We start from the raw sequence: 14,270 nt of genomic DNA on the forward strand, positions 1-14,270 counted from the left end.
TTGTAATTTGAAATTATTAATTAAGTTATTATTTATTGTTTTATAAATTGTAATTCAATGTTTAGACGAACTTCTTCACTCACTAATACGCCACCAGTTTCTAAAGCAGCATTCCAGTTTAGATTCCAATCTTTACGGTTGATTTTGCCTGAGATGATAAATCCAGCTTTTGTATTTCCCCATGGATCTTTCATAAGTCCGCTAAACTCAGTATCTAATTGTACTTGTTTTGTAACTCCGTGAAGCGTTAAGTTTCCTTTTAGTTCAAAATCTGCTTCATCAATTTTTTTGAAAGAAGTAGCTTCAAATTTAATTTCTGGAAATTGTTCTGCATCAAAGAAATCGGCACTTAAAAGGTGCGCATCACGATCTGTGTTTCCTGTTGTAATAGAATCAATGGCACCACTGAATTCTATTTTTGCATTTTCAAAATCATCACCTTCTGTTTCAATACTTGCTGAATAGTTTTGAAACTTTCCAGTAACATTTGTAAACATCATGTGTTTTACTTTAAATCCTATTTCTGAATGTGTAGGATCGATTAACCATTTTTTTGTTGACATAATTTTTTTATTTTAATGTTATTAAATTTTTAATTGTAAAAGTTTATTTGTTTTCTTATTAATTTACACTGCAAAGTTGCGATCTAATTAATTTGTGTGCATTGAACTAGAACAAGAAAAAAAAGTACTTTAATTTTCGTTTTTGAAGCAATATTTTATCACTCATTAACAAGACAAAATTATAATCATAATGGAAACTGTGCATTGAACTAGTACAAGAAAATCGTATTGACATTTGATTTGCAAAAATTAAGCCTTGTGCACAATTTACTGATTAACAACACGTTAGATTAATTTAAATTAAATAAATTCATTATATTTCGTTAATTTTGTAAAAAAGTCATTTTATTTGGCTAAAAGAGATGTATCATTAAGATGTTATTAAAAATAAAAAAGACCTTCTCAATTTGAATTAAGAAGGTCTTTCAGTACTATTTATTAAAATAGAATCTGATCTGATTTTAAATTTTATTTTTCAATTTCGGTATTGATTTTCGCATCTTCTAATATATTAAGTTCAAGAAATTTACCATCTTTAGCTATTAAAAAATTTGATTTTATAATAGAATCATTTACATCATAAAATGTAACTTTAATTCTATTACCCCTTTTTTCTTTGCTATTACTTGTTATAATAAACTTTTTTAAGGATGGTAATTTTTGAATTAAGATAGGTAAAATCATAGATTCCATACCATCTGGTAAGCCTTTAATAGTATATCCGTTTGCAAGATAAGGTTTTAATGAATCTATTTTTTTTTGATTTATTGCCTTTTTAACGATACCGATTCTTTTTTCAAAATCAATTTCTTTATTGTTGCAAGAAGATATTGTGAGTAGAAGAATAGAGAAAATGACTAATCTTTTAAAAATAATTGTATGTAATTGACCGATAAATAGTTTAGCGTTTTTCATGATTATAAATGTAATAAATTATATTAAAGCAACAAAAAGCTAAACCATTTTGTATTGGGATAGCTTTTTGCGAGTAGAAATTTTGTTTTATTTTTCACCAATACTGCTTTCTACTTTTGTAGCATCACTCAAGATATCCAAATCAATTACAATTCCTTTAGAGTTGAAGGTAAAATATTGTACTCTTTTATCTCTTTCTTTGTAGAAATATTCTGTAGTGATTTTTTGATTGTCACCAATTTTTTCGATTTTTATTACTTTATAACTATCTGGTACTGGTATTTGCGCCAATACTTGTGGTATTACCATATCATTCATTCCTAATGGAATGTTTTCAGATATTTTAACCTCATCGTCTAATAACGGTTTAAGTGTTTCGTAATCTTGATTTTTAAAGCCAGTAAAAAGAATGTCTAATTCTTTTGTTAAGTCTTTTTGTTGTGCAAATGATACATTTGAGACTAAAATTCCAGCTATAAGTAAACTGAAAAGGATACCTGTTTTATTGAAAATTGTTTTCATGATAAAATGTTTTAAATTAATATGATACAAATGTATTTTGAATCTTGAATATGTACTGTTATGAAGTATTATGGAGTGTTATTTAGTGTTAAATGGGTTAAAAATTTAGTTTAACATTAAATAGCACTTCATAGCATCGGATAACTTTACTGTGTTAATTGATGTGCTAATTTTGTCTTATAATCATTAAAATAAAACAGTAATCATGAAACGGATATACAAAATAATTGTAGTGTTACTTTTGGTAGTAAACAATTTGAATTCTCAAAATAAAAATAGTTTTTCAAAAGAAGAGAAGCTTCATTTTGAACCACAAATTAACCTGCTACTTGATGCTTTTAAAACTAAAAAAGTAGCTAAGTTGAATAAAACTCTAGCAATTGGGTATACTATTAAAGGTTTGCCAAAAGGGATTGAAGCATTGGCTTTGCCACAAATTATTCAGCAAATGCCGTCTTTTAATAAGTATGAGGTTAAAAGTTTGAAATTCGAAAAAGAAAATTATAGAATTTTTCTGGTTTTTATTCTGAAAGAACAAAAAATAAACTCTGATTTATTGATTGATAGACAAGGAAAAATTAAGGAACTCAACTTGCTTGAAAATTTAAAAATGGATGTTAAATAATTTATTTCACAATCATTTTATAGCCTTTTCCTCGAATGTTAACTATCGAAATGGTATCATCTTCAGCAAAATATTTTCTTAATTTGGTAATAAATACATCCATACTTCTTGCATTAAAAAAAGTATCATCACCCCAAAGTTCGATAAGCACTTTTTGTCTTTCGACCACAGAATTTTTGTTAAGAATAAGTCGGTAAACTAATTCGTTTTCCAAATTAGTTAGTAAAATAGTTTTACTGTCACTAACTAATTCCATAGTGGCATAATTGAATTTGAATTTACCTAAAGTAAATTCCTCTTGCGTTTGCGAAGCTGGTTTTGGAATTCTATTTAAAAGTGAATTTATACGAACAATAAGTTCTTCAATGCTAAATGGTTTTTTAAGATAATCGTTGCCGCCAATTTCAAATCCTTTAATTACATCGTCTGTAAGCGAACGTGCTGTTAAGAAAATCACAGGAATATTGGCGTCTATTTTCCTTAATTCTTTTACAAAAGTATATCCATCAATTCCTGGAACCATAATATCTACAACACAAATACTGTAGCTGTTGTTTTTAAAATTTTCGAGTGCTTTTCGTCCATCTTCAACCCATTCAACAGTAAAGCCATTTTTTACAAGCACATCACGCGTTATTTTTCCTAGTGATTGCTCATCTTCTAAATAAAGTATTTTTGTATTAATCATTGGCGAGTGGTATTAAAATTTGAAATGTTGTTCCTTTATTGTTGTCTTTTGTTACTAATTCAATTTTACCTAAGTGCAATATAATAATTTGTTTTATATAGCTCAATCCAAGACCATAACCTTTTACTGAATAAACATCATTTTCTTGAACTCTGAAATAAGGTTTGAAAATCTCTGATTTATATTTGTAAGGAATACCCATTCCTTGATCGGAAAAAAGAATTTTAGCAAATTTTCCTTCTTTGGAAATTGTGATTGTTATAGCTGCATTTTCTTTGGAATATTTAATCGAATTGTCAATAAGATTTCTAAATACATTTCCAAAATGTTCTGTATCTGCATTGATAAATAGGTCGTTATGGGTTGCTGTAATTTCTACTTTAGCATGTTTATTTTCGAGTACTTGCTTTAAATTATTTTTTATTTCTTCGATAAAAATTTTAAGATTGGTATTTTCAAAATTTAGCATTACTTCACCATCACTCATTTTTGCATTGAAAAGAATTGAATCGGTCATATTTATCAATCTATCGAGGTCTTTTTTCATCATTCCAAGATACTCTTTAGCCATTTCTTTATCGTCAAGAACATTATAAGTATTCATAGCTTCAATAGCCGCATAAATTGTAGCCATAGGCGTTTTAAATTCATGAGTCATGTTGTTAGTAAAATTGTCTTTTTGCATCATTAATTTTCTACTTTTATCAACGTTTAAAATTAATAAAATTACTGCACTTATGCTCATAATAAGATAAATTAAAGACAATATTATTGATGAAATCATATCTCTAATAACTATTGATGTTACATTTGCAAAATGAATTTCATAATATTGTTTTCCATCCATTTCAGATCTAACTTGTTCTGTAATAGCATCTGCATTTTTAAATTCTAATGGAAAAAAATCGACAACATCTTTATTGTAATGGTAAACCGAAAAGTTTATTTTTCCTAATGTAATAGTTAATTCTTCTTTTATAAGATTATAAATCTTTTTACTTTTCTCTTTATCAATAGTAGCTTCCTTTTCAGTTAATCGTTCCATTAATTGTTTAGAAACACTATCATTAAACTCTTGGCCTTCTACAGAAATCTTTACAGATAATCCATTTTTATTTTTCAATACATTTAATAATTGTCGAGTAACATCGTCCATTTCTGATGATTTTCCAATGGAGTTAGTTATTTGATCTTGAATCGTTTTATTGTCAAATTCAAGAACCGTTTTTCTGAGTATATTTTCACTTTCTTTAAGTATTATCTGTTTGTTACTTTGGTAAACGCTATAAAGCCAATAGGATTGAAAAATCGTAATAAGTGTGATTGCAATAACTGCATACCACTTAATTGCTTTTCGTCTTTTCCAGAGATTCATTTTCTTCATAAAACAAATATAAGTAAATTAGGTTACTACCTTTTTGAGTTAACACTAAATAACACTAATCTTATTAAACAACTATACACCAACCACTTAAAATTTATTTAGTAGTTAGTGTATAAGTAATTCAAGTACTGTTTAGTATTTATTTATAAAGTCTAATGAAAAATTAGCTTCATCTTGCCAACTTGGTAGTCCGAGTACAAAGTGATTTTTACCTTTAAATTCTTTATATTCAGTTATTGAATCGTTGTGAGAATTTTTATACTTTTTGTAATTACTAAAATTGAGTGAAGCTGGCATTATATGATCTTCACTACCTGAAATAAATAATAACGGAGGATGAGGTTTTTTGAAATCAATTTTTCCTGCACTACCTAACGGACCTCTGATTGCTCTTCTTGATTCGGGAATTATATTATTTCCATAAGATTCTTTTTGATCTTCTAATGACATTCCGTTAGTGAATGCATATTGCCATTCTGAAAAGCTCATTAAATGTGTTTTCTTCAAAGAACTAAATATTCCCAGTGGTTTCCATAACGATCTAATAAATGAAGGTTCAAATGACAACACACCTTGTGGTGGAACCGAATGAATAGCTATTGCAGCTTCGCCAAGACCACGTTGCAAAAGGATTTGTACTGTTAATCCGCCAAGCGAATGACCAATTAATATTGGTTTTTCTGGAAGACTTCTAATAATTTTAGCATAATGATCAACAACATCGTTGTATTGTAAATTTGCCAATCCGAAATCATTAGGTTGTTTATCGCGTAATTCTTTTGGAGTACCATTCTTTTCTGGCCAAGGCTCGACAATACAAGTATATCCTTTACTTTCGAAAAAGCGTTTCCAATTTTCCCAACCATTATGACTAACGAATGCGCCAGTAACGAATAAAATGGTTTTAGAGTTTATAGTTTTCATATTCTTTTAATTAATTATTTAACAAATGTTTTTGTAATTCTGATCCTGCATGTTCAATCATTGAACGAGTAGTTGGTAATGTTGCCAAGGCATTTAACAATCCAAAATCATGAATCATTCCGTTGTATCTAACTGTGGTTACGGTTACACCAGCTTCGTCTAATTTTCTTCCGAAAGCTTCACCTTCATCACGTAGAATATCATTTTGAGCCACTTGAATTAATGTTGGTGGCAAACCTTTAAGATCTTCAATACTTGCTCTCAAAGGAGAAACATATTTACTTTTACGATCGGCTGGATTTGTAGTATATTGATCAAACATCCATTGCATAACTGAAGATGTTAAAAATCTATCGGCTCCATATTTTTTATACGATTCAGTATCAAAACTAGCATCGGTTACTGGCCATAATAAAACTTGAAATTTAATTTTTGGTCCGTTTTTATCTTTTGCCATTAATGTAGTTGCTGCAACCATGTTTCCGCCAACGCTGTTACCAACAATACCCAATTTTTTGCCATCAACATTAATTTCATTTCCGTTTTCTGCTACCCATTTTGTTGCCGCATAAATTTCATTAATTGCCACAGGATATTTAGCTTCTGGTGATGGTGTATAATTTACAAAAACTGCGGCACAACCAGATGCTACAACTAAATCGCGCACTAATCTTTTGTGAGTTGGATAATCTCCTAAAACCCATCCGCCTCCGTGAATGAAGATAAATACTGGTAATTTTCCACTTTTATTTGCAGGTCTAACAATGTTGAGTTTTACTGTAAGTCCTTCTTTTGTAATTGTTTTTTCACTTTCTTCAATTCCACTTACATCAACTTTTACTCCAGCTTGAGCTCCAACTAATACATTTCTTGCATCAGCAATAGGTAATTTTTCTAATGGTGTTCCTCCAGAGTTTAATACTTTAAGGAACTCTTTTGTGCCCAAATCGATATCTGGATCTGTGGCATAGTTTTGTGTTTTTACTTCCATGTTTTCTTGTTTTTTATCACCATCTGTTTCTATAGAAAAATCTATACTTTTTTTGCATGATGATGTTATTAATAAAATAGTTGTTACTATACTTAATGTGATTAATTTTGTTTTCATGATATTTAATTTTTAAGATTTATTTACTTATTTGAGTTATAAAATTGGTAATATAATTTACAGTAAGTTCAGGATATTGATGTTGAGGCGCATGACCTGTTTGTGGGTAAACAATAATTTGTGCTGTTGGCAATTGACGATTAAGTACAAACCAATTCTCTACTGCAAATGAAATATCATGATCTCCAGAGATAACTAAAATTGGTATTTTAGTAGTTTTTAACTGTTCTCTAAAATTTGCTTTATCTTCTCTAAAATCGGCGCCACCTTTAAAGTATAAGTCAAAAACTGCTTGAGTTGATGGGATTTTAGAAACATCCAATCTTTTTGCAATTCGATCATGTGATAGCTTTGATGCTTTGATGCTTTCGGCGGAATTTGGTTCGAAAAACAGTACAATTTCGTCATCCTCATCATTAATAGGTTTTAGAGCTCTTTCTAAAAATGCTTTTTCTAAAGGCATATCGTTTTTTCCCGGAGGTCCAGTTCCAATTAGAATGGAGTGTGAAATAAGTTGTGGATACTGAATAGTGGCAACTTGAGCAATTGTTCCGCCATAAGACCATCCTAAAAGGTAAATACTCTTTAATTTTAAATAATCAGCTAAATCTTTTACATCTGTTGCAACATCAATTACATCTATTGGTAATGTTCCAGTTGAATAACCAATTCCTGTATAATCAAAAGTAATTACTTTATAATTTTGAGCAAGTTTGTCTAAGAACAAAGGATCCCAAGTGTCTAAAGTTCCGCGAAAGCGGTTGACCAAAATAATTGGTTTCCCTTTACCAATTATTCGATAGGCAATTTTTTTGCCCCTAATTTCGGCAAATTCTGTTTTAGAATTTAAAGCCGTTTGTGCATTTACAGTTGTAACTAATAAAGTTAAAAAAGCACTAATTGCGTAAATCATTTTTGTTGTTTTCATTTTTATTTATTTTTTGGATTAATTAATTTTAATATTCAAATTTACTAACATTCTAAAAGCCAAAAGGTTATTAACTATTATTAAATGTTATTTAGTGTTAACTATTTAATAGTTGTTAATCTTTAACTATAACCATTCATTACTTGTAAAGCTTTTTCAGGTGATGAGAGAAAGAGCTTATAAAATTCTGCAGTTTCTCCTACATGAATTTCATAATTATTCAATTCCAAACCATCTTTGAGTGCTTTTGCAACTTCTGAAGGATTTAAACCATTTTCACCACCAATTTCTTTTGAAAAATCTGTATTTACTAATGGTGGCATCAATTCAAAAACTCTCACTGGAGATGCACTTTCTTTTTCAAGTGTAATTCGGAGTACTTGAGAGTAAGAGTGTAATGCTGCTTTACTAACGGCATATCCGGGTAGAAGAATTCCTGGAGAAAATGCCGCAATAGAAGATACATTTACAAAAGCTGCTGATTCTTGTTTTTGAAGAGACGGAAGTAATTTTTCTGTAAGTCTAACAATTGAAAGATAATTCGTCAAAATTTCTGCACTAGCTTTATCGAAGGCATTAGCGTTTTCATCGGTAAGTTTATAATAATTAGCCAATCCTGCATTGTTAATTACCACATTTAGATTAGGGAAATCGCGGTTTAATATTGATAATAAATTAGTTACATCTTTATCACTATTAATATCAGATACCAAAGCAGTAACATTTTCAAGACGAGACACCGCCTCGTTTAGCTTGTTAGCATTTCTGCCTGTAATGATTACTTTATTATCCTTTGAGAATAATTTTGCCATTTCGAAACCAATTCCAGAACCACCTCCGGTAATTAGTATTGTATTATTTGTTGTTTTCATTTTTGATTATTTTTAATTACTTAATTTCAATATTCAAAATTAGTACTCTATTAAAAACCAAAAAGTTATCTACTATTATTGAATGTTATTTAGTGTTAAAAGCTATTATTTGATTAGGAATATTTATTATAGTTTAAGTACTATATTTTTATATAAATTATTAAATGCAATATTTACTCCCAAGCCTACTTGGTTAATTATTGAACCATTTTTAATTATTACAAAAAGTATTGATATCCATAAAGTTACAAAAAAATCAGTTTGGAAGTAAGATCATTTTTTTTAAGAAATAGTAACAAAATTCACTTGAACATATTAAAAAAATAACACCACTACTTTTTTTAAAAATGTAATGGTGTTTTTTCTAGAATAAAGTCGGTATGTATTTTTCTGAATTAGTTATTAATTACAATTGCAGTGTCAATGCTTGATTGGTTGTATTTTGCTATCCAATCAAGAATAAAATCAGCATCTTCCTGCCAATTTTTTTGAGACATTGCCAAGTGATTACGACCTTTGAATTCCTTAATATTCAGTTATTGATCCTTCAGATTGATTCTTTAAATATTTTTTGTATGTTTTTTTGTTCAATGATGCTGGTATAATATTATCTTCAGATCCTGATACAAATAGCAAAGGTACATGCGCTTTTTTGTAATCTACTCTGGCTCCTTTCTTTAAGGCACCTCACATTAATCTTCTAGATTCTGGAATCACTAATTTGTCATAGTAGGCTTTTTGCTCACTCAACTCCATTCCATTATTACTAATAAAAGCTCCAGTTAAAAGAACAATCGTTTTTTGGTGTGATGGTTTTGTAATTGCTAGTTCTGTGTTAGTTGCAAAACTTGTAAAGTGTACCACTACAAAAAGAGTTAGTACAAATTTAAAATTGTAGAGATAATCTCCTCTGGTAAAATTGTTGTTTTATGATATTAATTTTTAATGATTAATTATTATGAGACAAAATTACCGGATATAAAATCCTTTAGAAGTTATTTGATAATATATAATGTTATTTAATGTTAAGTTGATTTTAAAATATTGAAATAAAGACTAGTTCAATTATCACTAAAAAGCATATAAACATTTGTTGCTAAAGATATGAAAGTATGGGAAGTAGTAAGTGATGATATGTAATCGCAGAATTTCCTTTTACTCCAGGAGACAGCCCATCTCGATTTGAAGGTCGTGAAGCTCATTAAAGATTATCCGGCTTTGATAAATATTAAATCACTTACCACTACCACATTAAAAAAAAATATAATACTGATGTTGAATAAAGCTAAATGGAGTGCGTCTATATTATTATTGGTAATAGAAATACATATAGTATGAGTTTTGTTTCTTTTTATTACTTTCCGTAAGGTCTAATTTTAAATTATCGTTATTATTGAAATCCACAATGTTTTCAGCAATCTATGATTAGAGAAAATTTTGGTTAATGAAAAACTGATACTATAAGACAAATAGTAGATAATTTAAATAAAATCAAATTCAATATCAAAAGTGTTATATATTCTCAAAAAATACGTTGATAATTAATTTAATTTGATTCCATAATTTTTAAATTATCTAATATTTGTCTTATAGCATCGCTTTTAAGCATATCCAAATCTAAAAAAATAACATCTTGAAATTCTTCTAACATTAATTTTACATCAGGAAATTTTGAGAGGGCAAAGACAAATTTTACTTTAGATCTGATGTAAAAGAAATCAACAACGTCTTCGTATTGATTAATATTAACAAATGCAACTTGTATTTCTTCAATAGAACTATCTTGCAAATTTCTTTTTAAATTACATGTTAAGATTTCATATTCATTTGAAAAATTTATTTTAATAAATCTTGCAAAACCACGACAGGTGTCATACACAAACAATCTTTTCTTATTCATAAACTACTTGTTTCATTGTAATTGAAAATCAAAAAATAAATGATTACAATTTCGTAATTATAAACTCTGATCTTCTGTTGGCTTGATGTTGTTCTTCGCTACAATCAGATTTGTTTGTAGGTTCACATCCGCAATCGTTTACAAGTTGTGATTCACCATATCCTTTTCCTGTTAATCTTGATTTTGCAATTCCTTTAGAAACTAACCAAGCAACCGTTGATTTCGCTCTTCTATCTGACAACGCCATATTGTAAGCAGCAGTTTGACGACAATCGGTATGCGAGCGAACATCAATTTCCATCGTTGGGTTATGTTCTAACACATCAAGTATTTTTGCTAATTCAATGGCAGCATCTGGTCGAATAAATGATTTATCTAGGTCAAAGTAGATAATTTTGATTTTGAATACATTTGCTAAATTGTCTCCTATTTTTACTTGCAATTCTTTTGTTTCTAATGCTATAGGAACGAATGTTTTTCCAGTTTCTTCTGCTACAATCGTAGCTGTCTCTTTGGTAGTGTATTCTGGTTTTTGAGTAATCAAATAATATTTACCTCCACAAGAAACAAGTCCAAAATTGAATTTACCTTCTGCATCAGTTATTAATTCTTTAATAAATTTATGATTTTGATCTTCAAGAGTTACTTTAGTATGTGCTAGTGGTTTTCCTGTTTCTTGATCGGTAACAACTCCTTCTAATAATTGCTCACATTCTAGTTTTTTAGTTTCTCTAAATTTGTAGATATCATCGCTTCCAAGTCCACCATTTCTATTGGATGTGACATATCCTAACCTAGTAGTAGTATCAATTAAGAATCCAAAATCGTCTTTTGAACTGTTTAATGGCTCACCAACGTTTTGCACACTTTTATAATCTCCATCAGACATTTCTTTAGAAACAAATATATCCAATCCACCTAGTCCAGGATGACCATCAGAGGCAAAATACAATTCATTATCTACAGTTACCATTGGAAAAGTTTCTCTTCCTTCAGTATTAATTGTTTTTCCTAAATTTATTGGATTTCCAAATGTGCCATCGCTGTTAATTGCTACCTTAAACAAATCAGATTGACCAATAGTTCCTGGCATGTTGGATGCAAAATATAATGTTTTTTCATCACTACTCAATGCTGGATGTGCAACATTATATTGATCACTGTTAAATGGTAATTCGGTAACTTCTATCCAATCATCACCATCTAAAGTTGCTTTGTAGATTTTCAAAAGTGTTACTCTATCGGAGTCTTTTCCTTTTTTACCATTTAAGAAATTATTTCTAGTAAAGTAAACTGTTTTTCCGTCTTTTGTAAAAGCTGGAGTTGATTCGTGAAACTTAGAATTTAGTTTCTTTCCAAATCTATTTGGTTCACTTAAACTTCCTCCTTCACCCATATGGGCACTATATAAATTGGTAAAACTCTCACCAGTCCATGAGTGTTTTCTTTTACCTATTCCCGAAGTATCCCTTTCTGATGCAAATATTATTTTATTATTGTATAATGAACTACCATAATCTGATTTATCAGAATTGATTCCAGCATTTTCTATGGTATATCTTCCTGAATTTTTCTTAATCTGTGCTAGGTAATCTTTTTGATTTTCTGCTAATTTACCGCGACTGTCATTACCGCTTTTTTCGTTAAATTTAGCCAACATAGCATCAGCTCTTTTGTAATCTTTTATTGCTTTTAAAGATTGAGCATAGCGATAATAATACTCGAGCTCTACATCTTGTGTTAGGTTAAAAAGTTCCGTGTAGTATTTCGCTGCATTATCTAAATCAGCTTTAAAGTAATAAGAATCACCCAGTTTTTGAAGCATATCAACCGACTTATATCCTTTTTCATAAAGACGTTCATAGGTTTTTATTGCATCAACATAAGCATACTTTTCGTATTCTTTATTGGCTTTAGCTTCTTTAGTTTTTTGTGCGTAGTTATTCAAAGAAATAATGAAAACTAAGGTAGTATATATAATTTTTTTCATAATGGTTGCTTTTTTAGAAGAATCTTGGTGAAACTATTTTATTGTCACGTTTGAATAATTCAAAACGTAAAAATACTTCGTGTGAACCGGAGTTGTATCTTCGCAATTTGGTAGTTTCTAAATCGTATCCATATCCAATATACAATCCATCAGTCACTTGAAATCCAGCCATTAAACTCACCGCGGCACTCCACCTCCATGCTACTCCAAGAACAAATTTTTCATTGATTAAGAAGTTTCCAGAAACGTCTAATTGCAACGGCGCACCTTCAACTACTTTGGTTAAAAACGCTGGTTTAAATTTTAAAGTTGGTGATAAATCAAAAACATAACCTCCAATAAAATAGAAGTTCATGCGTTCTTTGTTAACTACAAAATCATTATCAGAATAGCGTTTGGTTTCAAAAAAATTAGGTACCGATGCTCCTAAATATAATTTATCGGAGTGAAAATAAACACCAGCTCCAACATTGGGTGAAAAGTTGTTATTTAAATTCTGTAACGATGGATCACCAGCTTGCTCAGGATTTAATTTACTGGCATCCAAATTGAATAAGTTAGCCGTTCCTTTAACTCCAAATGACAGTTTGTACGTTTCAGAGGTTTGAATAGTATATGAGATATCGGCGGAGATGGTGTTCTCTGTTGTTGGACCAATTTTGTCATTTACAAAAGATAATCCTCCACCTAGATTAGAGCCCAAAGGAGCATTAATTGAAAATGCATTAGTTGTTGGAGCACCGTCTAATCCTACCCATTGTGTTCTATGCAATCCAAAAATACTTGTTACACCACGTGAACCAGCATAAGCCGGATTAACATTGATGGTGTTGTACATGTATTGTGTATATTGTGCATCTTGCTGCGCATAACTCACTAAAATTGTGAATAATAAAGCGAAAAATAAAAATTTTGTTTTCATATTTTATTTATTAATCTAGAAGTAGTAGCTGTTCTACTACTTCTAGAATTTTTTTATCATTAGTTAGATCTGCCCAAATATAAATGTCCTGTTTCGGAAGAATAATTTCCTTCTATAGTCTTGTATTTTAAAACATAAAAGTACGTTCCTGCTGGTAAACCTGAGGATTCATTTACGGTTGTTCTTCCATTGGAATAGCCTTTGAATACACGATCTACATTGTTGTAGTTTTGAACTTCAAATACTAAAACACCCCATCTGTTATAGATTTCTACTTTGTTTTCTACATAACAAGGATCTGTTATATTATCAATAATAAAGTTCTCATTTATACCATCACCATCAGGTGAAAAGGCATTGTGAACAACTAAAGTAACACAGTCTAATACAGTACAAGCATCTCTTCTAACTTTTAATGTAATTTCTACGATTCTTGGACATTCTGGATCATTGTTTTCATATCTAATAATATAGTCTCCATCAGCTAAATTCAATGGAGTAAACTCTCCTGTTGATTCATTTAATGCTCCAGAATTACTCACATCAGTATAAGTTCCATTTGAAGAAACAACGCCTGGATATTGAGTATTTATTTCATCGGCAATGTCAATTATTAATCCTTGATTAACACTACAAACTGAATCTTTAACAATTGTTCTAAAATAATTAGAAATAGTAACGTTTACAGTTTGACTAACCGTTGATTGATTGTTACACGAATCAGATGCTGTCCAAGTTCTAATGATTGTATAACTTCCATCTTCTGAAACTTCAGAAGGAGTTTCTGTTGAAGTGATTGTAATATCTGAAGCAGATGAACAAGCATCACTAAATGTTACAACAGGCATATTCGGAATAGCATCACAATTTACATTTATTACAGCATCAAGTGTTGATGTCAATACAGGAGCTGTAGTATCTTGAACAGT

The 14,270-nt window shown here is 29.7% G+C and carries 15 protein-coding genes; 1 reads left to right on the plus strand and 14 read right to left on the minus strand.

Going from position 1 to position 14,270, the window contains the following annotated elements; genetic code table 11:
- Positions 1-32 precede the first annotated feature (32 nt).
- From LG45_RS15865 to LG45_RS15875, 3 genes are all read right to left on the minus strand, one after another.
- Positions 33-563, minus strand: a complete 531-nt coding sequence (locus LG45_RS15865) for a YceI family protein (RefSeq protein WP_035129102.1) — start codon at positions 561-563, stop codon at positions 33-35.
- Between the two features lie 468 nt (positions 564-1,031).
- Positions 1,032-1,478 (minus strand): hypothetical protein, encoded by a 447-nt coding sequence (locus tag LG45_RS15870; protein ID WP_035129105.1) that lies wholly within the window; start codon positions 1,476-1,478, stop codon positions 1,032-1,034.
- A gap of 87 nt (positions 1,479-1,565) precedes the next feature.
- Positions 1,566-2,000 (minus strand): hypothetical protein, encoded by a 435-nt coding sequence (locus LG45_RS15875; RefSeq protein ID WP_035129108.1) that lies wholly within the window; start codon positions 1,998-2,000, stop codon positions 1,566-1,568.
- A 256-nt stretch (positions 2,001-2,256) separates the two neighbouring features.
- On the opposite strand from LG45_RS15875, the gene LG45_RS15880 reads away from it, so the two are divergent.
- Complete coding sequence (locus LG45_RS15880; protein WP_131494674.1) at positions 2,257-2,625, plus strand: hypothetical protein; 369 nt, start codon at positions 2,257-2,259, stop codon at positions 2,623-2,625.
- A gap of 1 nt (position 2,626) precedes the next feature.
- Here the strand turns inward: LG45_RS15880 and LG45_RS15885 are convergent, their stop codons facing one another.
- The 11 genes from LG45_RS15885 to LG45_RS15930 all read right to left on the minus strand — a co-directional run.
- Positions 2,627-3,313: a response regulator transcription factor gene (locus LG45_RS15885; protein ID WP_035129126.1), complete on the minus strand. Its 687-nt coding sequence runs from the start codon at positions 3,311-3,313 to the stop codon at positions 2,627-2,629.
- Entirely contained in the window at positions 3,306-4,697 is a 1,392-nt protein-coding gene (locus tag LG45_RS15890; protein ID WP_035129129.1) for a sensor histidine kinase, read from the minus strand. Before LG45_RS15890 ends, LG45_RS15885 begins: the two co-directional genes overlap by 8 nt.
- Positions 4,698-4,829: 132 nt before the next feature.
- Positions 4,830-5,621 (minus strand): alpha/beta hydrolase, encoded by a 792-nt coding sequence (locus tag LG45_RS15895; protein WP_035129133.1) that lies wholly within the window; start codon positions 5,619-5,621, stop codon positions 4,830-4,832.
- 10 nt (positions 5,622-5,631) lie between these two features.
- On the minus strand, positions 5,632-6,729 hold the full coding sequence (locus tag LG45_RS15900; RefSeq protein ID WP_373862634.1) for an alpha/beta hydrolase: 1,098 nt from the start codon (positions 6,727-6,729) through the stop codon (positions 5,632-5,634).
- A gap of 19 nt (positions 6,730-6,748) precedes the next feature.
- Complete coding sequence (locus tag LG45_RS15905) at positions 6,749-7,657, minus strand: alpha/beta fold hydrolase (protein WP_240471893.1); 909 nt, start codon at positions 7,655-7,657, stop codon at positions 6,749-6,751.
- 122 nt (positions 7,658-7,779) lie between these two features.
- A complete protein-coding gene (locus tag LG45_RS15910; RefSeq protein ID WP_035129136.1) occupies positions 7,780-8,529 on the minus strand; it encodes an SDR family oxidoreductase in 750 nt (249 codons plus the stop codon).
- A gap of 687 nt (positions 8,530-9,216) precedes the next feature.
- Complete coding sequence (locus tag LG45_RS16535; RefSeq protein ID WP_165570824.1) at positions 9,217-9,393, minus strand: hypothetical protein; 177 nt, start codon at positions 9,391-9,393, stop codon at positions 9,217-9,219.
- A 682-nt stretch (positions 9,394-10,075) separates the two neighbouring features.
- Entirely contained in the window at positions 10,076-10,429 is a 354-nt protein-coding gene (locus LG45_RS15915) for a hypothetical protein (RefSeq protein ID WP_035129139.1), read from the minus strand.
- Between the two features lie 43 nt (positions 10,430-10,472).
- Positions 10,473-12,419 carry an OmpA family protein gene (locus LG45_RS15920; RefSeq protein ID WP_035129142.1) on the minus strand — a complete coding sequence of 649 codons (1,947 nt, stop codon included), beginning with the start codon at positions 12,417-12,419 and terminating at the stop codon, positions 10,473-10,475.
- Positions 12,420-12,432: 13 nt separating this feature from the next.
- Positions 12,433-13,341 (minus strand): PorP/SprF family type IX secretion system membrane protein, encoded by a 909-nt coding sequence (locus tag LG45_RS15925; RefSeq protein ID WP_035129144.1) that lies wholly within the window; start codon positions 13,339-13,341, stop codon positions 12,433-12,435.
- 59 nt (positions 13,342-13,400) lie between these two features.
- A partial coding sequence (locus LG45_RS15930) for a T9SS type B sorting domain-containing protein (protein WP_035129146.1) occupies positions 13,401-14,270 on the minus strand: 870 nt, incomplete at its 5' end.

This window comes from Flavobacterium aquatile LMG 4008 = ATCC 11947 (assembly GCF_000757385.1).
In the GTDB taxonomy this organism is placed as follows: domain Bacteria; phylum Bacteroidota; class Bacteroidia; order Flavobacteriales; family Flavobacteriaceae; genus Flavobacterium; species Flavobacterium aquatile.